Raw genomic sequence first — 22,144 nt, 5'->3', positions numbered from 1 at the left:
AATATAGCAAACCAAGTTTCTTCTAAATCTATACATGATCAAGTAATATCAAACTTCCTACTAATAATAATCATTTATTAGTTTCCAACTAAGTTTCACTAGGACTAGTTGGAAACTTAACATATACTAAGATATTCTTTCTTATTTGCCAAAAACATTTTATAACCCTCAATCTAACCAACCTTTTTAGAGTTATTTACACGTTTTTGAGATTGATAGATAATCAGTGGTTTTTTCTTCCTTTCTACCACTGTCTTGTCAATCACCACTTCAGTCACATCAAGAAGTGATGGTAATTCAAACATTGTATCTAATAACAAATCTTCTAAAATAGAACGTAATCCTCTAGCGCCTGTTTTACGTTTAATTGCCAATTTTGCAATAGCAAGTAAAGATGGTTTTTTAAAAATCAATTTAACACCCTCCATGGAAAATATTTCTTGAAACTGTTTAATCACTGAATTTTTTGGCTCTATTAAAATTTTCACTAAAGCAGTTTCATCTAACTCACTTAGTACTGTTTGTACTGGTAAACGTCCAACAAGCTCTGGAATTAAACCAAACTTAATTAAATCTTCTGGTTGAATTAATGCAAATAAATCGCTCAATGCTTTCTCTTCATTTTGCTCTTTCACATCTACAAAAAAACCTATACCTGTAACTTTTTTAACACGTCTGTTAATAATTTTATCAAGACCATCAAAAGCACCACCACAAATAAATAAAATATTTGAGGTGTCTACATCAATAGTTTCTTGATTAGGATGCTTGCGTCCCCCTTGAGGAGGTACGTTTGCAATAGTACCTTCAATCAATTTAAGCATAGCTTGTTGTACCCCTTCACCTGAAACATCACGAGTAATAGAAGGTGAGTCGGAACGACGAGAAATCTTATCAATTTCATCAATAAAAATAATACCACGTTGAGCGCGATCTGGATCAAAATCACATTTTGATAATAGATTCTTAACTACATTTTCAACGTCATCACCTACATAACCTGCTTCGGTTAATGTGGTAGCATCAGCTACTGTGAAAGGAATATCTAAAATACGTGCCAATGTTTGTGCCAGTAATGTTTTTCCCGAACCTGTAGGGCCAATCATTAAAATATTAGATTTATCCAATTCTACTTCATTAGATATATGATTATTTTGGAGACGTTTGTAATGATTATAAACTGCAACAGATAGCACTTTCTTAGCATGTTCTTGGCCAATTACATAATCATTTAGGAAACTGGTTAACTGTTTAGGTGTGTAATCCCAGTTCTTAAATTCATCAATTACTTCTTGTAATGCTTGTTTTTCAATTAAATTATGGCACGATTCAATACATTCATTACAAATATAAACACCAGGACCAGCAATTAAACGTTCAACCTTAGATTTACTTTTACCGCAAAATGAACAAACTAATTCTTGATTATCATCTTTCATAAATTTAGCGCTTTACCAATACTTTATCAATTAACCCATATTTAGTAGCTTCATCAGCTGACATAAAATTATCCCTATCAGTATCCTTTTGAATAGTCTTAATCACTTGGCCTGTATGAAATTTGAAAATTTGATTGAGATTTGACCTCACTTTTAGAATCTCTTGTGCATGAATGTCAACATCACTAGCTTGACCAGAAAACCCTCCTAAAGGTTGGTGAATCATACACCTAACATTAGGCAATGCGAAACGTTTCCCTTTAGTGCCTGCTGTTAGTAACAAAGCACCCATACTTGCTGCCTGACCAATACATAAGGTAGATATATCAGATTTGACAAATTGCATGGTATCATAAATTGCCAAACCTGCAGAAACTGATCCTCCAGGAGAGTTAATATATAAATGAATATCTTTATCAGGATTTTCAGACTCTAAAAAAAGTAATTGTGCAACAACCACATTCGCCATGTAATCTTCAACTGGACCCACTAAAAAAATAATACGTTCTTTTAAAAGACGCGAATAAATATCATAAGCTCTTTCACCTCTAGCAGACTGTTCTACCACTATTGGGATCTGATTTAAATTTTCAATATTCATTTAACTACTGTGTAATTTCTTGGAATTTTTTCTGCTTGAAAGTTACTTGAGCCTTATCTAAAATTAAATTTTGTACCATTTTTTCAACTACTAATAACTCAATACTTGATTTTCTTGTTGGATCTTGGTTATAAAAATCAATCATTTGTTGAGCATTTTCACCATACGTCTGAGATATCTCTTTTAATTTTTCATCAATTTGTTTCATACTGGCACTTAATTTGTAGTCTCTAGAAATTTGATTAACTAATAGACCTAACTTAACACGACGTTGCGCTTCATCATTAAAGGCAGTAACAGGCATTTCACCTTGTGTTGGTAAACCTTGATGTTGCATACGATCTTGCATTGCTTTAAACAAGTTTTGTGCTTCATTATCAATACTATGTTGTGGTACATCAAACGTATTTGCTGTGGTAAGTTTATCAAAAATAGCGTTTTTATTTAGATGATCAATACGTACATCAATTTCAACCCTCATTTGCTCTTTCATACTAATAAGCAAAGTATTCATATTTTTTTCACCAAACTTCTTAGCAAATGTTTCATCTAATTTTAGTTCTTTAGGTGAAGCTACTTCATTAATATTTATTTCAAAAGTAACATTCTTACTTGCTAGTTTATCCATATAATATTCTTTTGGAAATGTTAAATCCAACACAACTCTACTACTATAAGTTACATCTATTAAACCATCTTCAAAACCTTTAATCATTGAACCTTTACCTAACACTATTTTAAAATCTTTAGCCTCACCACCATCAAATGTTTCACCATTAATTAAGCCTTTAAAATCAATCGATAATCTATCACCTATTTTAGATTTACATTTAACAGCTTCATATTCAGTCAATCGATCTTTTAATCCATCTAATGTTTTTTGCTCATCAGCTTTGGTAATATTGACCTTAGTTTGCTCAATTAAAAGATTTGAAAAATTAGCTACTTTAATCTTAGGAAATACTTCAAACTCTACTGTATAAGAAAAATTCTTATTACCTTTCGAGTCAACTTTAGTGATAACTGGTTGTGCAACAGGTGTTAACTTGACCTGTGCTAATGCATCAGTCAAAGTCTCATTCACAATCTCATTAATTGCATCTGAATTGGCATTATTACCAAAACGCTTACGTACGATAGAAATAGGAACCTTACCTTTTCTAAAACCATCAATATTCACTCTCAATGCCATTTTTTGTAGAATTTTATCCATTTTTTGATTAAAAATATCAATAGGAAGATCTATTGTTAATGATCTAAATAGACCTTTTAATGTTTCTAATGAAGTTTTCATTACGTTTAAATCCGTTTCTTATACTTGAAAAAACCAATTATACCTAAAACACAGACAATGAAAAAGGGCAGTATAACTACCCTTTATTTATTAATCAAGACTGTTTTGTTTGTTCTCAGTCTTAGCTCATCTTTAATTCAGCCTACTAATATACTGAGAAACTGCCTCAATTTCTGCATTACTTAAATGTTTAGTGATGTTTCTCATCATACCTTCATAATCATTACTACGTTCAGGTGCACTAGTATCCATTTGAGTATTATATGCATATTGACGAAAATTAATAAGTTGTTTAGCTATATAAGTTGCATTCTGATAGGTCAAGGCTGGAAATTTAGCAGAAGGAATGCCAGAACCTGTAGGTCCATGACAAGCAATACAAGCTGTTATACTTTTGCTCTTATTTCCACCTCTATAAAGTTTCTTACCTAAATCAATATTAACACTTTTAACAGTAATGCCTTGCGTGATAGTTTGCTTAGAAAAATAAGCAGCTAAATTCTCCATATCATTATCAGTTAATGATGCAACAATGCCTTTCATAATTGCATCTTGACGAGTATTTGATTTAAAATCCTGCAACTGTTTTAATAAATAGCCTTCGCCTTGTCCAGCTAATTTAGGAAATGCAGCTACTACTGAATTACCATGAACACCATGACAAGAAATACAAGTTATCGCAAGAGCCTCTCCTTTATCAACATCAGCAGATGCAAAAACATTGATTGATGTAAAAGCAATTACAATAATAAAAATTGAGGCTAATTTATTCATAAGAAAATGTATTTTTGAAACAAATAAGCCAGAATTATACATTAACCTTGTTTTATTAAAATTTTATAATTTAGGTAAACTAATCATCAATTAACTATTCATAAAGGGTTATTTTTGTGTTGCCAAAAAATCAGCAATTGATTGTTCTTTACCAACAATTATTGATGCCATTGCGTTCATAGTTATATCCTTGCGTATACCTGATTGAAAAGCTTTTAATTGCTTAACAGTATAAGCCGCATTTTGTCCAGCAAGATTAGGATATATTGGAACGACTGATATACCTGTAGAACCATGACAACTACCACAACCACTGTTAGCATAATCTGCTGCGCCGTCTGCCTGAACAAACCCTATTGTAAATGTAACTATAACTGCCACTAATAAAATTCTTTTCATTACTTTCTCCATATTTATAGTAAAATTAATAATAAATAATTCAGCAGAATTTTATTATACATTACATTTTAACAATGTGCAAACACTATCACCAAGCTAAATTTCTGCTCTCCTGTCCTTCTTTAAAAGATTGTCCACCAGACCAAGGATATGAAGTTATTTTTGCTGGTAGATCGAATGCAGGCAAATCAAGTGCCATTAATACACTAACACTACAAAATAAACTTGCTAAGGTATCACGTACGCCTGGCAGAACTCAACACTTGGTTTTTTTTGAAATTGACAAAGATCGTCGCTTAGCTGATTTACCTGGTTATGGCTACGCTAAAGCACCAAAACATATTAAAATGCAATGGTATAAAAACATGAATGAGTACTTTAATCAGCGCGATTGTCTTCGCGGTGCAGTACTAGTTATGGATGTTCGCCATCCACTTAAACCATTTGACCAAATGATGCTTGAGTGGTGTCATAATATTCATTTACCCACACAAATCATACTAACCAAGTCTGACAAACTCAAAAAAAGCGCTGCCAGCAATACGTATTTTAAAGTCCTTGATCAAATCAAAAAATACTCTTATGTTGATGTACAGTTATTCTCTAGCCTAAAAAAACAAGGCTTAAAAAGATTGTGGACTCGATTAGATACTTTTTTTGGTTATGTTGATTAATGTCGATTTAACCAAACTTAATGCTAAAAATATTATTATTTTAGCCAATAACCAACAAGTAGTGGCTTTTAAAAAAACATTCAACATTCAACATGGCAACGCCCAATTACCAATAATCTTATCTTGGAAACAGTACTTACTCCACACTTGGCACAAAATTAATCCTAACTCAAGCTTACGCTTTATTGAACAGATTGAATCAAGATATCTTATCAAACAATCTATACAAAAATTAGGGAAAAAAACTAACCAGCACCTATTAGATGAAGTGATTAAAAATTATAATTATTACACCAATTATTTAATTGATTTATCTGAGTTATATCGTTCAAAAATACACTCATCCAAATTATTTAGCATTTGGATTAACACCTATCAGGATACTAAATCAAACTTAGATTTAATCGATTTACAAGACCTGCCAAAGTTAATTATTAAAGCTAAAATATCAATCACAAAACCTCATATATATGGATTTAAAACTTTAACTCCTCAACAACAACTCTTATTTGATATAATTGGATACCAACAAATTAACGCTATCAACACTCACAATGTATCAGCTTTCACTTTTGATACCGTTACAAGCGAAATCTTCGAAGCCGCTAAGTGGGCAAAAACACACTTTGACATCAACCCTAACAAGTCAATTGCTATTGTAAATCCAAGATCTAATGATATACAGTATCAGTTAAGTTCTATTTTTAATCAAGTTTTTGGTGATTTACTCACTGAAATTAAAGAAAAATCCTATACCATACCTTTAAGATTACGTTTAAATCAATACCCAATAATTCAAGATTTATTATCAATATTAACACTATCCGCTCAAATACAACACAATAAAATTAGAAGCACGTTATTTAACCAAGTTATTACTTGCGTTTATGTATTTGGCTACCAAAAAGAAAGATCAGATAGAAATTTGTTAAAAAACCAAGTTTTGTCTTTATTGACTGATAAATTTAATTTAGATAAAATTGATGAAGCTCTATCTAAATGCCCAATATTAAAAACTATTATTAATAACATCAAATGTATACAACCAACAAATGACACATTAGAATCACACCTTTTAGCCTTTAACAACACACTTAAAACTTGGGGATTTGCTACTGATAGAAATCTCAGCAACACCGAATATCAAATATTTAAAAAATACTTAGAAACTAGTTTAGAGCTAAATCGGCTTTCATCTTATTACGACAAAATTAGCACTCAATCTGCTATTAAACAATTAAATAATTTAACCACACAAATACTTTTTCAAGCACAAACAAGTAAAACCAACATTCAAATTCTAAGTGTTTCAGAAGCTTATGGCTTATATTTTGACGAAGCTTGGGTGCTAGGTATGACTAATCAGTTTCTACCTACACGACTCAAATTACCACGCTTTATTACGTATGATATTAGCATAAAACACCATATCCCACACACAGATTACAAACTAATTGCAACTGATGCTAAAAAAACACTGGCAAGCTTAAATTCAATTGCCGGTAAGGTCATTTTTTCCTATGCAGTAACACACCTTGGCAGTGAACAATTACCTTCGCCACTGGTAAAATTTGACCCATTAATTAATACAAACCATATTCGAAAAATATTTCCCATTGCGCTAGAATCTATTAATGATACCAACACTACTCATTTAGAAAAAACCCAAGTAAAATCAGGTGTTCGTATTTTAAAAGACCAAATGGCTTGTGCTTTCAAAGGCTTCGTACATCGATTGAATATCCCAAATTTTAATGCACCACATATCGGTATAAATCGATTAGAGCAAGGATATATTATTCACAACACCTTACAATATATTTATCAAAAAATTACTTCAAAGAAACAGCTTTTAGCACTTAGCACTAAAGAGCTTGACAAACTTATTCTTAACACAATAAAAGCCGCACTAAGACACTATCCAAGCTCTAGTTTTAAAAAAATAGAAAAACTCAGACTTTCTCGTCTTATTCATAATTTCATTGCAGTTGATAAACTCAGAGAAGATTTTTATATACTAAAAACTGAACAAAGTATTACTATTAATATTGCCAATTTAGAATTCAAAATCCGCCTAGATAGGCTTGATCAAATGAATAATGGCGATAAAATAATCTTCGATTACAAAACAAGTTCCACTTCAATTTACAATTGGTGTGATAATGCTATTAGTAAGCCGCAACTCCCTATTTACGCTGTTACTAACAATGTTCAAGGTGCGGCTTTTATTGAACTAACCTCACACAAAATAAATTTCAAAGGATTGTCAGAAGACTCAAACTCCCTACCTAAACAATCCAAATATAAAGGAAAATGCCAAAGCTGGGACAAACAACTTAAAATCTGGAAACATATACTAAACACTGCTAGTTTTGATTTTCAAAATGGTAATGCCGCCGTCTTACCTAACAAAAATGCCTGTAATTATTGTAAGTTTTACTTGTTTTGTCGTGTCAAAAAATAATCATTTAATCCCTAATTACAACTTTAATCATAAGCTAATTCCATAATTGAATAATTGAATTTATTTTTATATTTACTAAATTATACAAATAACAATTATTTTACAAAAGTAATCTACTATTAAATACAAATTTAATCTTTGTCAAAAGATATCATATTTATATAAATAAATTTTTAATAAAGAAAGATCTGAGTAATCCAATTATTACAAATAACAAAATAATCAAGATAAGGAGTTCTAAAACATAAATATATCAAATTGATATAATTCTAAAATTAAATAATCACTAAGGCCATTATATAGAATATAAAATTATTATTACTGATCTAGTAATCAATCTAGTAACTAGAAAACCATACTAGTGTAGAATAATATCACACTTTTATTTTAGGGGTACATAAAGTTACATTATTAATAACTACAAACTTCAATACTAACAGAATCACTACTCCAAATAATACTATAGTTGTATATCGTATAAGGTTGTTATTCCAACTAATTAACAGTTCTATTTTAAAAATATGCTATTCCAAGCACTATAAAAACACATAAAAAAATTAAATTATATTTAATAGTTTTATAAAGAAATCGTTTAATTAGTGTAAAAGATAGAAAATTATAGAGGTAATTAAGATTAAAATTTAGAAAAAAATTTTTACTAAATTACAATAATACATTATTGTAATATTATTTCTTTGTTCTTCTAATAAATAAATCAATAATTAATCTTTTCTCTATTTGAATAGATTTACCAAAATCTAATTTATCTAGTCTAGATATATCAATATTTTTAAGTAAATTTTTTAAATGTTTAATAGGCACAATATCAATCTCCAATAATTTAAATACAGTAAGTAAATCTTCAAATCTATCTTGGCGTCTAAGAGCATCAGTTTGAGTGAAAAAATCAAATATTTCTCTACTGGATTTATTAATAAAATCCTTTGAAAATTGATAAAACTGGCTAGTAAGTTCGGATAATTGTTGATACTGTTTAGGACATTTAATGTTGTACTTATTCTCATCTTTAAGCCAAATAGAAAATTTAATATGCGCCTTATTAGTATTAAGATTATCTAGAAATTCAAAAGAGTTACTATAATTTTGATATATGTGATTATTAAGACTAGGAAAAACTTTTTGATAAGCGCCACAAGCAGTTAATACTTTAAAAAAAGCTGATGGAGTTCTATATGATAAAGCTTTATTAAGCTCTTTAAATACACGCTCAGGAGTTAGAGAATCAACTTCACCTGAAGCAACCATTTGTCTCATTAATTGGTAAGTTTCCTGTTCTACTTCAAAGCCAAAATTTTTAAAATATGCTGCAAATCTAGCCACACGTAACACACGCACTGGATCGTCACTAAAATCATTAGATACATGGCGTAAAATACCATTATTTAGATCTTCTTGACCATTAAATGGGTCAAATAACTCATCGTCTTTTTGTGCAATTGCATTAATTGTCAAATCACGACGTGACAAATCTTGCTCTAACGTGACTGAGCTTGAAACATCAAATTCAAACTTTTTATATCCAATACCTACTTTTCGTTCTACCCTTGCTAAGGCATATTCTTCTTGTGTACCTGGATGTAAAAATACAGGAAAATCTTTACCAACTTGGCGATAGCCTAAACCCAACATTTCAGTACTAGATGAACCAACTACAACCCAATCTTTTTCAGTATTTTCATCTGCAATTCCCAACAAGCGATCACGTACTGCACCACCAACTAAATAAATTTTCATTCTTAATAGTAAAAATTTATTAATTCGCATATAATACACGAATAGAATTAGATAAATTATCCTTAAAAACAATTTATAATTACGAAAAATTAGACACTACTAGAAAACAATTTTTACAAAAAGTATTATTTTCGCCTCACATCTTTAACTTATGGGTAGATTAGGGACAGATTGATTTAATTTTTTAAGCTCTAAGAATTTTAAATTAATCGCTATTGTATTAACCTAGGTATTGCTGACATCACTTCCTTGATCGATAAGAAATAGAGAGACATATATCAAGCTAATATACTAACCTATGAATACATATTTTAACAAACAAAATCAAAATATTAATTATATGTAAAACTACAAAATTAAAAATTTGCATTTAAAGTTTACTGATACGCATTATTTCTATTTTAGATATAAGGTCTAACCCTATACAATCATAGCATATATCAATAAATTTTAGTAGACACATTTAAAACTCTAATCAGTCTTAATATTAACACCTTACAAAATAATCAACCAGCTTATTTATTTTAAGCTCTATTGACAATCATATTAACCATACCTTATATCATATCCATTCTATTATTATATCTAATAATTGTATTGATAATTTTTATTAAAAATAATACCTAAAAAGTACTTCATAAGTACCAATCACCTTAATTAAAAACCTGATTATTAATATTTAGTACTATAAGTACTATCATCGCCATCATGAGTAACTCATTTTAATTTAGCCCAAAATTAAAAATTTTTGGATTATTATCGTACTGTAACTAATATAAAAACAAGTAATATTATTACTTGTTTTTAGCCTAATGATTCGTATTATATTAAGAGATCGGATTTATCTTTCGTCTTTATTACTGATTTTATATTTATCAAATCATATATATAGTTGTAGTATTTAAAATATACTTCTAATACATACGCTTACGATGAACCCGATTTTTAGCCATCTCTTTGTGTGTTCTTTTAACAGCAGCTGCTTTCATACGTTTACTAATCCAAGTTGGCTTTTCAAAGAATTCCTTCTTTCTTACATCAGTAATAACACCAGCCCTGTCACAGATACGACGAAAACGTCTAAGTGCAATATCAAAAGGTTCATTTTCTCTTACTTTAATTGAGGGCATATATTTTTCCTTTATGAAATAGTAGTTCCAGCAATTGTATCTGTCATAGTTTCAAGGTCAATCAATTGAATAATTGCCATTGCTGCTTTATCGCCAGTGCGAAAACCAGCTTTTAAAATACGAGTATAACCACCAGGACGATCTTTATAGAATGGTGCTAATTCAGTAAACAACTTAGCAACTATTAAACTATCACGTAATTTTGAGGACACATTACGACGATTAGCAACACTGTCAATTTTAGCTTTAGTAATTAATGGTTCAACAATGCGTCTAAGCTCTTTTGCTTTAGGTAAAGTCGTTCTAATAGTCTTATATAACAACAATGAATTTGCCATATTTTTAAACATTGCCTTACGGTGAGATGCATTACGATTTAATTGTCTACCTGATTTTCTATGTCTCATACTTTATTCCTTATTCACTCATTAAATCAACTGGTGGCCAATTTTCAATATTTGTACCTAAAGAAAGCCCTTTTTCAGTTAATACTTCTTTAATTTCATTAAGTGATTTACGGCCTAAATTAGGAGTTCTTAGTAAATCTTGCTCAGATTTTTGGATTAAATCACCAATATAATATATCTGTTCTGCCTTTAAGCAATTCGCACTACGTACGGTTAATTCTAACTCATCTACTGCTGCTAATAACTGTGGATCAAAATCTTCTGATGTTGGTAATGATTCTTCTTCCTCGACCAGCTCTAACTCAACAAATGAAGACAATTGTTCTTGTAAAATTGTTGCTACACGTTTAATAGCAACTTCCGCATTAACTGAGCCATTAGTCTCAATCATAATATTTAATTTATCAAGATTAACTTTCTGCTTAACACGTGCCGCATCTACCGTAAAACTAACGCGTTTAATAGGAGAAAAACTTGCATCCAACTGCATACCACCAATACTTGATGCTTCATCAGTACGTGACGCAGCAGCATCATAACCAATACCAGTAGTAATTTTAAGTGTCATACGCATATGACCTTCATCATTAATTGTTGCAATAACCTTATCAGGATTAAATGTCGTAATATCAATACCATTAGTCTCAATATCAGCTACCGTAATTTCACATGGACCTTTCTTATCAATAATAACTTGTGCGGTTTCAGTTGTATTTAATACAACTGAAACCTCTTTAAGATTAAGTAAAATATCTAATACATCTTCTTGAACTCCATCAATTGTAGAAAATTCATGCATAACACCATCAATTACAACTTCAGTCACAGCAAAGCCAGTCATAGAAGACAACAACGTTCTTCTTATAGCATTGCCTAAAGTATGACCAAAACCCCGTTCAAGAGGCTCAAGAATGACTTTGAATTCATTAACACCAGTTTGAGAAGACTCAACTAGCTTTGGCTTTAAAAAATCTCTTGCACTACCTTGCATAATTCATTCCTTATTTAGAATACAGTTCAACAATTAAATGTTCTTGAATGTCTGATGGTAATTCATCACGAGAAGGAACATTTTTAAACACACCTTTAAGGGTCTTGTTATCAACATCAAGCCATTGTGGTTGAGTTGATTGTATAGCCAACTCAAGTGCCAATTGAATACGACTTTGCTTTTTAGCTTTATCTCTAATTGAAATTTTATCATTAACACTTACTTGATAAGAAGGAATATTAACAACCAACCCATTAACCATAATAGACTTATGCGAAACTAATTGTCGTGCCTCGGCACGTGTGGAGGAAAACCCCATACGATAAACAACATTATCCAACCGACACTCAAGCAGTGATAATAAATTTTCACCTGTAGAACCTTTCTTCTGTGAAGCTTTTTTATAATATAGACGAAATTGCTTTTCTAAAATGCCATAAATACGTCTTATTTTTTGTTTTTCACGTAATTGTAAACCATACTCTGTGCCTTTTTGACGACGGGCGTTAGCACCGTGCATACCAGGAAGTTGAGTAACCTTACACTTAGAATCCAACGATCTAATACCACTTTTAAGAAATAAGTCAGCGCCTTCTCGACGTGCTAATTTACAAGTAGGTCCAATATATCTAGCCATAATTTATCCTTATACTCTACGTTTCTTAGAAGGACGACAACCATTATGAGGGATTGGTGTCACATCTGTGATTGATTGAATTTTTAAACCCTGCGCATTAAGACCGCGAATTGCTGAATCTCTACCAGGACCCGGGCCTTTAACATGAACTTCTAAATTTTTCATGCCAAAAGCCAATGCTTTCTCACCACAACTACCTGCAGCCACTTGTGCAGCAAATGGGGTGGACTTTCTTGAGCCTCTAAAACCAGAACCGCCTGAGGTTGCCCAACAAACCGTATTACCATGACGATCTGTAATCATCACAATGGTATTATTAAAAGTCGCGTGAATATGAGCAATACCATCAGTTATTACTTTTTTAGATTTCTTTTTTGAAGATGATTTAGATATCATAATAATATTTACCTATAATTATTTAATTAGACGACGAGGACCCTTACGAGTTCTTGCGTTTGTTTTTGTCCTTTGACCACGTAATGGTAATGATTTTCTATGACGAACACCACGATAACAGCCTAAATCTTTAAGACGTTTGATATCCATAGCAAGTTGACGACGAAGATCACCTTCAACTTTATACTTAGCAATTTCTGTACGAATTAATTCCAATTGATCTTCAGTAATGTTGGCAACTTTAGTAACTGGGTCTAATTTTAGAGTAATACAAATTTCTCTTGCTCTTGTATCACCTATACCAAAAATTGACTGTAAGCCAATCACAATATGTTTATGTGTTGGAATATTTATTCCTGCAATTCTAGCCATCTATATTGTACCTCTAACGCATATCTGTCTCATAAGCTTATTCCTTATATTTTTATATTTTTATATTTTTATATTTTTATCTATCATAATGTAACTTTTTATTATAGTAACGTACAATACTAAATTTAAAAAAACCATTATTCTACTCTTACAATTTTCAATATCAATTCTAATTAACCTTGTCTTTGCTTATGACGGGGTTCTTTACAAATAACACGAACAACTCCATGACGCTTAATAATTTTACAATTATTGCAAATTCTCTTAACTGATGCTCTTACCTTCATAATGATTACCTTTTTAATTTAAACCCGCCTTCTTCATTAATGATCCATACTGATTAGACATCAAATGAGATTGGGCTTGTGCAATAAAATCCATCACCACAACAACGATGATTAATAAACTAGTACCACCAAAATAAAACGGCACATTCCAGTATAAAATTAAAAACTCTGGCAACAAACAAACAGCTGTAATATAAACCGCACCAGATGCTGTTAGCCTAGACATAACCGAATCAATATAATCTGCTGAATGTTTACCTGGTCTAATACCTGGAATAAAACCACCTGACTTACGTAAATTATCAGCTGTATCTTTTGAATCAAATGTTAATGCCGTATAAAAAAAAGTAAAAAACACAATAGCCAATCCATAAAATAAAACATACAAAGGTTGTCCTGGAGAAATACTTGCAGTTATATCTGCCAACCAACCCATACCTTCACTTCTCGAAAACCAGCCTCCTAATGTTGCTGGAAATAAAATAATTGATGAAGCAAAAATTGGTGGAATAACACCTGCCATATTAATTTTTAATGGTAAATATGAACTTTGAGCGCCAATCATTTTACGACCTCGCTGACGTTTAGCATAATTAACTGTAATACGACGTTGACCTCGCTCCATAAAGACTACAAAAGCTATTACTAATGATGTCATGATTAATAAAATTACTACCAAAATAATACTTAACTCGCCTGTAGATACTAACGATAAAGTTGAACCAAATGCCGAAGGCAAGCCTGAAACAATACCAGCAAAAATAATCATTGAAATGCCATTACCAATACCTTTTTCTGTAATTTGTTCACCTAGCCACATTAAAAATAAAGTTCCTGTAGTTAATGTTACTACAGTAACCATACTAAAAGTAAAACCACCTTGAGTCACTAAAGCAACACCACTAGAACTTTGTTCTTGTAAGGCAATAGAAATACCATAAGATTGAAATACCGCTAATATCACTGTACCTATACGTGTATATTGTGTAATTCTACGTTTACCTGTTTCGCCTTCTTTCTTTAATTGCTCTAATTTTGGAACAACAGAGGTCATCAACTGAATAATAATAGATGCCGAGATATAAGGCATAATACCTAAAGTAAAAATAGACAATCTTTCTAGTGCACCACCTGAAAACATATTAAACATATCTAAAATAGTGCCTTGCTGATTTTGTACGAGAGAAGCTAATGCTACACTTGAAATAAATGGAATGGTAATATGTGTACCCAACCTAAAAATAATTAATGCGCTCAATAAAAAAAGTATACGCTTTGATAAATCTTGAGAAAAGCCTAAAGGTTGGTTCATCAATTACTCGCTCACTGAACCTTTAACAGCTTCAATAGCCAACTTTGCACCTTTAGTTACTTTAATTCCAGTCAATATAACTGGCCTAGTTATTTTACCAGAAAGTATAACTTTTACATGCTTAATATTTTTATTAATTAAATTATGCGCTTTGAAAACCTCAATAGTAATATCAATCTCAGTTAATCTATTAATTTCAGATAGTGTTACTTGAGAGGTGATAATAGATATTCTTGATGAAAATCCAACCTTAGGAAGGCGACGTTGCAAAGGCATTTGACCACCCTCAAAACCAATCTTATTAAAACCACCAGAGCGTGATTTTTGACCCTTATGACCACTACCACAAGTTTTACCAAAACCGCTACCAATACCGCGCCCCACGCGTTTTCTTGATTTCTTTTCACCTTGTGCAGGTGATAATGTATTTAATTGCATTAAATTCATTTTTCCTAATCCTCTACTTTTAGTAAGTAAGCCACTTTATTAATCATACCTCTAATTTCAGGAGTATCTTTAAACTCTTTTGTATGGTTAATGCGCTTTAAACCAAGCCCTACAATGGTTTTACGATGAGATGGTAAGCGACCATAAAAACTTTTAACCAAGGTAACACTAACTGTGTTATGCTTATTAGATACTTGCGGCTTTTGGATAGTTGTTACTTTTTTAACTGTTCTATTTTCTTCAGCCATCATTCCTCTCCAGTAATTTGATCAACAGTCATACCACGCTTATTAGCAACCAATTGTGGGGATAACATAGAAGTCAAACCTTCGACAGTAGCACGTACCACACTAATTGGATTACGAGTACCATTACATTTCGCCAAGATATTATGTACGCCAACCGCTTCCAATACACTACGCATTGGGCCGCCAGCAATTACACCTGTACCTTCTGAAGCTGGTTGCATATAAACTTTCGCCGCACCAACATTTGAGATAATTGAATAATAAAGTGTGCCATTTACCAGTGGAACACTCTTCATTGCCTTACGAGCTTTATCCATTGCTTTTTGAATAGCAACAGGAACTTCACGAGCTTTTCCTGTTCCATAGCCAACTTTACCATTACCATCACCGACAACAACTAACGCTGAAAAACCAAATATACGACCACCTTTAACTACTTTTACAACACGACGAATATTAACTAACTTTTCAATATAATTATTATCAATAATGTTATTTTCCTTATATCCAGCCATTATTTACGCCTTTTTATTTTTTTAATTAATTTTATTAATAACTTAGAAGTCCAAACCGCCTTCTCTTGCTGCATCGGCTAATGCTTTAACACGACCATGATATTTAAATCCGGACCGATCAAAAGCTACCTTTTTTACTTTTGCACTAGTAGCAGCTTTAGCAATTGCCTCACCAACTTTAGCTGCTGCATCTACATTTCCACCATTTTTAAGCTTAGATTTTAATGTTGAAGCAGAAGCCAAAATTTTAGTACCACAAGAACTAATAATCTGAGCATAGATATGCTGTGCAGTTTTATGAATACACAAGCGTTCAATATCTTTTTTAGCATGCTTGGCTCTAAATTTAGTTGCTCTTCTCAAACGGGCTTGTTTTTTAAAAAGTTTCATATTAATACCTCAGTCAATTATTTCTTCTTAGTTTCTTTGTGAATAACTTGTTCATCAATATAACGAATACCTTTACCTTTATAAGGTTCTGGTGGACGATAGGATCTAATTTCTGAAGCCACTTGGCCTACTTTTTGCTTGTCCATGCCTTTAATAATAATTTCTGTTTGAGAAGGGGTTTCAACTATAATATCTTCTGGAAATTTATAATTAATTGGATGTGAAAAACCCAATGTAAGATCCAATATTTTACCCATTACTTTAGCACGATAACCAACACCAATTAAGGTTAACTTTTTTTTCCAACCATCTGTTACACCTCGAATAAGATTCGCAGTATTAGCCCTTGCTGTGCCAGCCTGAGCCCAAGCTTTCTTTTGTTCTTTCTTTTCAATGGAAATAATATTAAAACTAAGTTTACTATTATTATTTACAATCGCCACGCAAGGATGAATACTCATGTTTAACTGTCCTAATCTACCTTTGACAGACATTAAATTACCAGTAATAATAACTTCAACACTAGTTGGTATAGTAATTGATGATTTTGCAACTCTAGACATTCTAATTCTCCAATATTAGTAAATGCTACACAACACTTCGCCACCAACATTTTGATCAAGCGCAACTTGTCCAGTCATCAAGCCTTTAGGTGTAGAAATAATAACAATACCTAACCCATTCATTACACTTGGTATCTTTGAATTACCGACATAAACTCTTAAGCTAGGCTTTGATACACGCTGCAATTTTTCAATGACTGGTTTATTATCATAATATTTTAACTTGATTTTTAATATTTTACTAGCAACAACGCCATTAACACTAAAAGATTCAATATAGCCCTCTTGTTTCATCACGCCTGCAATAGCAGATTTTAAATTCGATGCTGGAACATTAACTTCTTTTTTCTTAACTAATTGTGCGTTGCGAATACGTGTTAACATGTCAGCAATAGGATCAGACATACTCATATAATTTCTCCTTACCAGCTCGCTTTAGATAAACCTGGAACTTCACCATTCATAGTGCATTCTCTAAGTTTATTTCTAGCAAGACCAAACTTACGATAAAAACCATGCGGACGACCAGTCAAACTACAACGACTACGTTGGCGTGTGGGCGAAGCATTACGTGGAAGAGCTTGCAACTTAATAGTTGCTTGGAAACGCTCTTCATCAGATACGTTAATACTCTTAATAATTTTCTTAAGCTCAAGACGTTTTGCTTTATATTTTCTAACTATCTTTGTGCGCTTAATATCTCTATTCATCATAGACTTTTTAGCCATTTTCTTACCCTTTAAATGGAAATTTAAACATTGCTAATAGTTTTTTAGCATCTTCATCACTTTTTGCAGTGGTGGTAATAGCAATATCCATCCCACGTATTTTTGTTACTTTTTCAAAATCAATTTCAGGAAACGTAATTTGTTCAGTAATACCCATATTGTAATTACCACGACCATCAAATGCAGTAGTTTTTAAACCACGAAAATCTCGAATACGAGGAATGGTAATATTAACTAAACGATCAAGAAATTCATACATCTTTTTCTTACGTAAAGTAACTTTACAACCAATTGGATTTCCCTCTCTTAATTTAAAACTTGCTACCGATTTACGTGCATTACAAATTAATGGTTTCTGACCAGAAATAAGACTCATTTCTTCTAAACCATTTTGCAATATTTTTTTATCACCTAACGCATTACCTAGTCCCATATTAATCGTAATTTTTTCAATCTTAGGTGTTTGCATAGGATTAGACATACCTAATTTTTTTTGTAAAATTAGTGAGATTTTATTCTTGTATTGCTCTTGTAATCTAGACATATTTATATTTCCTTATACCTTATCAAGCTATTGACTTATCATTTGATTTAAAAAATCTTTCTTTAATGCCTTTTTTACTAGTACGAATTCCAACTCTATCAGCTTTCTTAGTTGTTGGATTATAAACAGCAACATTAGAAATCGACAAAGGCATTTCTATCTCTGTGATGCCACCTGTAACACCCTTATTTGGATTAGGCTTCACATGTTTCTTAGCAAGATTTAACCCTTCAACTAGAACCTTAGAATCTACCATCTTAGTAACTATACCTATAGAACCTTTATCCTTGCCAGCAATAATAATAATTTCATCATTTAATTTAATTTTTTGCATTATAAAACCTCTGGTGCAAGTGAAACAATTTTCATAAATTGTGCACTACGCAATTCACGGGTCACTGGGCCAAAAATACGAGTACCAATTGGTTCAAGTTTCGTATTTAAAAGTACAATCGCATTGTTATCAAAACGAATACGAGACCCATCACTACGGCGAACACCATGAGCGGTACGCACAACAACCGCATCATACACGTCACCTTTTTTAACTTTACCACGCGGTACAACCTCTTTAATACTAACTTTAATGACATCACCAATATTAGCATAACGACGCTTAGAGCCGCCTATTACCTTAATACACATTGCTTTAATGCCGCCACTATTATCTGCGACCTTAAGTCTTGTTTGCACTTGAATCATGACTTACTCTCTTTAAATAAATTTAACATTAATCAACAGAAACTAATCTCTCAACCACTTCCAATAATGCCCAATGCTTAGTTTTTGAAAATGGTTTTGCTTCAACTACTCGAACCAAATCACCACATATACATTCATTATTATCATCATGTACATGCACTTTAGTGCTACGTTTGATATATTTTTTGTAAATAGGATGTCTTACTTTACGTTCAATTAAAACAGTAATAGTTTTGTCACGACTGCTACTCACAACAGTTCCTGTTAATACGCATTCTACTTTTTTGTCACTCATTCTTGTTTTTGCCTAATAATAGTTTTAATTTGTGCAATTGATTTCTTTGTTCTTCCCAACTTCGAAAAATTATCTAATTGTGAACTTTTATGTTGCATACGAAACTCAAAATGTTCTTTTAGAAGTTTAATAAGCGTTTCATTAAGCGCTGAAACTGATTGATTTCTTAATTCTTTAACATCCATTACATTATCGTCCTTTTAATGATTGTTGTTTTAACTGGCAATTTCCCTGATGCTAATGCAAATGCCTCTATAGCAACTGTTTCTTCAACGCCTTGCATTTCAAATAACATTTGGCCAGGCTTAATCTTTGCAACCCAATATTCAACACTACCCTTACCTTTTCCCATCCTAACCTCTAATGGTTTCTTAGTAACAGGCTTGTCTGGAAAAACACGAATCCAAATTTTTCCTTGACGTTTAACATGACGTGTCATTGCACGACGTGCAGATTCAATCTGTCTAGCAGACATACGACATCTACCCATAGCTTGGAGTCCAATTTCACCAAAACTAACCTTATGGCCCGTTGCAAGACCCCGATTACGGCCTTTCATCATTTTTCTAAATTTTGTTCTCTTAGGTTGTAACATTTATTAATCCTTCACTTTATTTTTTAGCGATTTGATTTATTGCACCACGATGAGCAACCTCATCTAGTGTGCCTTTTTTATGATCTAAAATTTCACCCTTGAAAATCCAAACCTTAATACCAATAACACCATACTGTGTTTTTGCACCATAAGAAGCATAATCAACATCAGCTCTAAAAGTATGTAATGGCACTCGACCTTCACGATACCACTCAGAACGTGCAATTTCTGCACCATTTAAACGACCACTAACCATGACCTTAATACCTTGAGCACCTAAACGAATTGCATTACCCAGCACACGTTTAACAGCACGACGATACATCACACGTTTTTCTAACTGTTGGGCAATATTCTCAGCCACCAAACGTGCGTCAAGCTCGGGTTTTTTAATTTCTTCAATATTAATATGAACAGGAATACCCATCATTTTTGAAATAATTAACTTTAACTGCTCAATATCAGCACCTTTCTTGCCAATAACAATACCTGGGCGTGCAGTATAAATAGTAACTTTAGCATTATTTACCAAACGCCCAATCTGGACACGGCTAACAGAAGCGTTTATTAATTTCTTAAATAGATAGTTTCTAACTTTAATATCAGATAATAAGTACTTAGAATAATCTTTAGAACTAGCGTACCATTTAGAATCCCAATCCTTAACAATACCTAATCTAATACCTTTTGGATTTACTTTTTGACCCATACTAAACCTACTTGCCTATGCCAACTGTAATGTGGCTTGTTCTTTTTAAAATCCTATTTGCTCTTCCTTTTGCTCTTGGGCGAATTCTCTTCATGGTTGAACCTTCATCAATATAAATACTAGTAACAAATAATTCATCAATGTCTAATCCATCATTATGCTCGGCATTAGAAATAACTGAATTCAGTACTTTTTTAACTAAGACTGCTGCTTTTTTATTGCTAAATGATAAAATATTTAATGCTTCTTCTACCGATTTAAGACGAATTTGATCTGCCACTAATCTTGCCTTAAAAGCGGATGTCTTTGCATATTTATGTACTGCTTTAACTTCTTTCATCATTACCTACCTATATTTAAGCCTTTATTTAAGCCTTGCGATCACCAAAGTGACCTTTGAAAGTTCTAGTAATAGCAAATTCGCCTAACTTATGACCAACCATATTTTCATTGATAGACACAGGAACATGCACTCTACCATTATGAACTGCAATAGTAAGTCCAATCATTTCAGGCACAACAACACTACGACGGGACCATGTTTTGATTGGTTTTCTGTCATTATTATCTTGAGCCGCTAACACCTTTTTAATTAAGTGCTCATCTACAAATGGTCCTTTTCTTAATGATCTAGCCATATAATTAATCCTTATTTCTATGACGCAAGATAAACTTATCTGTACGTTTATTACTACGTGTTTTATAACCCTTAGTGGGGGTACCCCAAGGAGAGACTGGATGCCTACCACCACTGGTTTTACCTTCACCACCACCATGCGGATGATCAACTGAATTCATAACAACGCCACGAACAGTTGGACGAATACCATGCCAACGAGTAGCGCCCGCTTTACCTAATTTTCTTAAACTGTGTTCAGACCTAGAAACCTCACCAATAGTTGCACGACAATCTGTCAAAACCTTACGCACCTCACCAGAACGAAGTCTTAAAGTAACATAATTACCTCTTTTAGAAATTAACTGTGCAGAAGTACCGGCACTACGAGCAATTTGTGCACCTTTCATAGGTCTTAATTCAATACAATGAACTACACTGCCTAATGGTATATTACTTAATGGCATAACATTACCTACTTGAATGGCAACAGAATTACCTGACACAATCATATCACCAACACTTAAACCACGAGGTGCTATAATGTAATGGCGTTTGCCATCAGCATATAGAACCAAGGCAATATTAGCACTACGATTTGGGTCATACTCTAAACGTTCAACACGTGCAGTAATATCATCTTTATTACGCTTAAAATCAATAACACGATAACGACGCTTATGCCCCCCACCTTTATGTCGCATAGTAATACGACCTGCGTTATTACGACCGTTAATTCTATTTTTATTCTGCGTTAACGGTGCATAAGATTTACCTTTATATAACTCTTTATCTACAATGTTAACAACAAATCTTCTACCTGGTGAGGTTGGTTTTCTTTTAATTACTTGTGCCATAAT

General features: G+C 32.2%; 33 protein-coding genes. 2 read left to right on the top strand and 31 right to left on the bottom strand.

What is annotated here, in order from left to right; genetic code table 11:
- Positions 1–173: 173 nt before the first annotated feature.
- The 5 genes from clpX to HUW60_RS00985 form a co-directional block, all read right to left on the bottom strand.
- The gene (gene clpX / locus HUW60_RS01005; protein ID WP_190600592.1) at positions 174–1,439 is read right to left on the bottom strand and encodes an ATP-dependent Clp protease ATP-binding subunit ClpX; all 1,266 of its coding nucleotides are present in this window, start codon (positions 1,437–1,439) and stop codon (positions 174–176) included.
- A 4-nt stretch (positions 1,440–1,443) separates the two neighbouring features.
- On the bottom strand, positions 1,444–2,040 hold the full coding sequence (gene clpP, locus HUW60_RS01000; protein WP_190600591.1) for an ATP-dependent Clp endopeptidase proteolytic subunit ClpP: 597 nt from the start codon (positions 2,038–2,040) through the stop codon (positions 1,444–1,446).
- 4 nt (positions 2,041–2,044) lie between these two features.
- Positions 2,045–3,334: a trigger factor gene (gene tig / locus HUW60_RS00995; RefSeq protein ID WP_190600590.1), complete on the bottom strand. Its 1,290-nt coding sequence runs from the start codon at positions 3,332–3,334 to the stop codon at positions 2,045–2,047.
- 132 nt (positions 3,335–3,466) lie between these two features.
- Positions 3,467–4,108, bottom strand: a complete 642-nt coding sequence (locus tag HUW60_RS00990) for a c-type cytochrome (RefSeq protein ID WP_190600589.1) — start codon at positions 4,106–4,108, stop codon at positions 3,467–3,469.
- A gap of 108 nt (positions 4,109–4,216) precedes the next feature.
- The gene (locus tag HUW60_RS00985) at positions 4,217–4,507 is read right to left on the bottom strand and encodes a c-type cytochrome (protein ID WP_190600588.1); all 291 of its coding nucleotides are present in this window, start codon (positions 4,505–4,507) and stop codon (positions 4,217–4,219) included.
- Between the two features lie 74 nt (positions 4,508–4,581).
- Here HUW60_RS00985 and yihA point away from each other — a divergent pair, with 74 nt between their 5' ends.
- Positions 4,582–5,181 (top strand): ribosome biogenesis GTP-binding protein YihA/YsxC, encoded by a 600-nt coding sequence (yihA, locus tag HUW60_RS00980; protein ID WP_190600587.1) that lies wholly within the window; start codon positions 4,582–4,584, stop codon positions 5,179–5,181.
- On the top strand, positions 5,171–7,645 hold the full coding sequence (locus HUW60_RS00975) for a PD-(D/E)XK nuclease family protein (protein WP_190600586.1): 2,475 nt from the start codon (positions 5,171–5,173) through the stop codon (positions 7,643–7,645). The genes yihA and HUW60_RS00975 overlap by 11 nt, the downstream gene beginning before the upstream one ends.
- A 687-nt stretch (positions 7,646–8,332) precedes the next feature.
- Here the strand turns inward: HUW60_RS00975 and HUW60_RS00970 are convergent.
- The 26 genes from HUW60_RS00970 to rplB form a co-directional block, all read right to left on the bottom strand.
- Positions 8,333–9,400 (bottom strand): tRNA nucleotidyltransferase/poly(A) polymerase-related protein, encoded by a 1,068-nt coding sequence (locus tag HUW60_RS00970; protein WP_190600585.1) that lies wholly within the window; start codon positions 9,398–9,400, stop codon positions 8,333–8,335.
- Positions 9,401–10,314: 914 nt separating this feature from the next.
- Positions 10,315–10,530: a 30S ribosomal protein S21 gene (gene rpsU, locus HUW60_RS00965; protein ID WP_190600584.1), complete on the bottom strand. Its 216-nt coding sequence runs from the start codon at positions 10,528–10,530 to the stop codon at positions 10,315–10,317.
- Positions 10,531–10,541: 11 nt separating this feature from the next.
- Positions 10,542–10,937: a 50S ribosomal protein L17 gene (gene rplQ, locus HUW60_RS00960; protein WP_190600583.1), complete on the bottom strand. Its 396-nt coding sequence runs from the start codon at positions 10,935–10,937 to the stop codon at positions 10,542–10,544.
- Between the two features lie 10 nt (positions 10,938–10,947).
- The gene (locus tag HUW60_RS00955) at positions 10,948–11,928 is read right to left on the bottom strand and encodes a DNA-directed RNA polymerase subunit alpha (protein ID WP_190600582.1); all 981 of its coding nucleotides are present in this window, start codon (positions 11,926–11,928) and stop codon (positions 10,948–10,950) included.
- A 10-nt stretch (positions 11,929–11,938) separates the two neighbouring features.
- Positions 11,939–12,565 (bottom strand): 30S ribosomal protein S4, encoded by a 627-nt coding sequence (rpsD, locus tag HUW60_RS00950; RefSeq protein ID WP_190600581.1) that lies wholly within the window; start codon positions 12,563–12,565, stop codon positions 11,939–11,941.
- A 9-nt stretch (positions 12,566–12,574) separates the two neighbouring features.
- Positions 12,575–12,961, bottom strand: coding sequence for a 30S ribosomal protein S11 (gene rpsK / locus HUW60_RS00945; RefSeq protein ID WP_190600580.1), 387 nt, complete (start codon positions 12,959–12,961; stop codon positions 12,575–12,577).
- A gap of 18 nt (positions 12,962–12,979) precedes the next feature.
- On the bottom strand, positions 12,980–13,333 hold the full coding sequence (rpsM, locus tag HUW60_RS00940) for a 30S ribosomal protein S13 (RefSeq protein WP_190600579.1): 354 nt from the start codon (positions 13,331–13,333) through the stop codon (positions 12,980–12,982).
- Between the two features lie 173 nt (positions 13,334–13,506).
- Entirely contained in the window at positions 13,507–13,620 is a 114-nt protein-coding gene (gene rpmJ, locus HUW60_RS00935) for a 50S ribosomal protein L36 (protein ID WP_011929590.1), read from the bottom strand.
- 13 nt (positions 13,621–13,633) lie between these two features.
- Positions 13,634–14,932, bottom strand: a complete 1,299-nt coding sequence (gene secY / locus HUW60_RS00930) for a preprotein translocase subunit SecY (protein ID WP_190600578.1) — start codon at positions 14,930–14,932, stop codon at positions 13,634–13,636.
- 3 nt (positions 14,933–14,935) lie between these two features.
- Positions 14,936–15,370: a 50S ribosomal protein L15 gene (gene rplO / locus HUW60_RS00925; protein ID WP_190600857.1), complete on the bottom strand. Its 435-nt coding sequence runs from the start codon at positions 15,368–15,370 to the stop codon at positions 14,936–14,938.
- 14 nt (positions 15,371–15,384) lie between these two features.
- Positions 15,385–15,627 (bottom strand): 50S ribosomal protein L30, encoded by a 243-nt coding sequence (gene rpmD / locus HUW60_RS00920; protein WP_190600577.1) that lies wholly within the window; start codon positions 15,625–15,627, stop codon positions 15,385–15,387.
- The gene (rpsE, locus tag HUW60_RS00915; protein ID WP_190600576.1) at positions 15,627–16,142 is read right to left on the bottom strand and encodes a 30S ribosomal protein S5; all 516 of its coding nucleotides are present in this window, start codon (positions 16,140–16,142) and stop codon (positions 15,627–15,629) included. Before rpsE ends, rpmD begins: the two co-directional genes overlap by 1 nt.
- Positions 16,143–16,184: 42 nt before the next feature.
- Positions 16,185–16,532, bottom strand: coding sequence for a 50S ribosomal protein L18 (rplR, locus tag HUW60_RS00910; protein WP_190600575.1), 348 nt, complete (start codon positions 16,530–16,532; stop codon positions 16,185–16,187).
- Positions 16,533–16,549: 17 nt separating this feature from the next.
- Positions 16,550–17,095, bottom strand: a complete 546-nt coding sequence (gene rplF, locus HUW60_RS00905) for a 50S ribosomal protein L6 (RefSeq protein ID WP_190600574.1) — start codon at positions 17,093–17,095, stop codon at positions 16,550–16,552.
- A 15-nt stretch (positions 17,096–17,110) separates the two neighbouring features.
- Entirely contained in the window at positions 17,111–17,506 is a 396-nt protein-coding gene (rpsH, locus tag HUW60_RS00900) for a 30S ribosomal protein S8 (RefSeq protein WP_190600573.1), read from the bottom strand.
- 11 nt (positions 17,507–17,517) lie between these two features.
- Positions 17,518–17,823: a 30S ribosomal protein S14 gene (gene rpsN, locus HUW60_RS00895; protein ID WP_190600572.1), complete on the bottom strand. Its 306-nt coding sequence runs from the start codon at positions 17,821–17,823 to the stop codon at positions 17,518–17,520.
- Between the two features lie 4 nt (positions 17,824–17,827).
- The gene (rplE, locus tag HUW60_RS00890) at positions 17,828–18,367 is read right to left on the bottom strand and encodes a 50S ribosomal protein L5 (RefSeq protein WP_190600571.1); all 540 of its coding nucleotides are present in this window, start codon (positions 18,365–18,367) and stop codon (positions 17,828–17,830) included.
- Positions 18,368–18,389: 22 nt separating this feature from the next.
- Positions 18,390–18,701, bottom strand: coding sequence for a 50S ribosomal protein L24 (gene rplX, locus HUW60_RS00885; protein ID WP_190600570.1), 312 nt, complete (start codon positions 18,699–18,701; stop codon positions 18,390–18,392).
- Positions 18,701–19,069 carry a 50S ribosomal protein L14 gene (gene rplN, locus HUW60_RS00880; protein WP_190600569.1) on the bottom strand — a complete coding sequence of 123 codons (369 nt, stop codon included), beginning with the start codon at positions 19,067–19,069 and terminating at the stop codon, positions 18,701–18,703. Before rplN ends, rplX begins: the two co-directional genes overlap by 1 nt.
- Before the next feature lie 28 nt (positions 19,070–19,097).
- Positions 19,098–19,364 (bottom strand): 30S ribosomal protein S17, encoded by a 267-nt coding sequence (gene rpsQ / locus HUW60_RS00875; RefSeq protein ID WP_190600568.1) that lies wholly within the window; start codon positions 19,362–19,364, stop codon positions 19,098–19,100.
- The gene (rpmC, locus tag HUW60_RS00870; protein ID WP_190600567.1) at positions 19,361–19,549 is read right to left on the bottom strand and encodes a 50S ribosomal protein L29; all 189 of its coding nucleotides are present in this window, start codon (positions 19,547–19,549) and stop codon (positions 19,361–19,363) included. Before rpmC ends, rpsQ begins: the two co-directional genes overlap by 4 nt.
- On the bottom strand, positions 19,549–19,959 hold the full coding sequence (gene rplP / locus HUW60_RS00865; RefSeq protein WP_190600566.1) for a 50S ribosomal protein L16: 411 nt from the start codon (positions 19,957–19,959) through the stop codon (positions 19,549–19,551). The genes rpmC and rplP overlap by 1 nt, the downstream gene beginning before the upstream one ends.
- Before the next feature lie 16 nt (positions 19,960–19,975).
- Complete coding sequence (gene rpsC, locus HUW60_RS00860) at positions 19,976–20,668, bottom strand: 30S ribosomal protein S3 (RefSeq protein ID WP_190600565.1); 693 nt, start codon at positions 20,666–20,668, stop codon at positions 19,976–19,978.
- A gap of 7 nt (positions 20,669–20,675) precedes the next feature.
- A complete protein-coding gene (rplV, locus tag HUW60_RS00855) occupies positions 20,676–21,008 on the bottom strand; it encodes a 50S ribosomal protein L22 (RefSeq protein ID WP_011929574.1) in 333 nt (110 codons plus the stop codon).
- A gap of 28 nt (positions 21,009–21,036) precedes the next feature.
- Entirely contained in the window at positions 21,037–21,306 is a 270-nt protein-coding gene (rpsS, locus tag HUW60_RS00850) for a 30S ribosomal protein S19 (RefSeq protein ID WP_190600564.1), read from the bottom strand.
- 4 nt (positions 21,307–21,310) lie between these two features.
- Positions 21,311–22,141: a 50S ribosomal protein L2 gene (gene rplB / locus HUW60_RS00845; protein WP_190600563.1), complete on the bottom strand. Its 831-nt coding sequence runs from the start codon at positions 22,139–22,141 to the stop codon at positions 21,311–21,313.
- Positions 22,142–22,144 lie beyond the last annotated feature (3 nt).

This window comes from Candidatus Vesicomyosocius sp. SY067_SCS001 (genome assembly GCF_014706615.1).
In the GTDB taxonomy this organism is placed as follows: domain Bacteria; phylum Pseudomonadota; class Gammaproteobacteria; order PS1; family Pseudothioglobaceae; genus Ruthia.
This window is presented reverse-complemented; position numbering and strand designations above follow the sequence as displayed.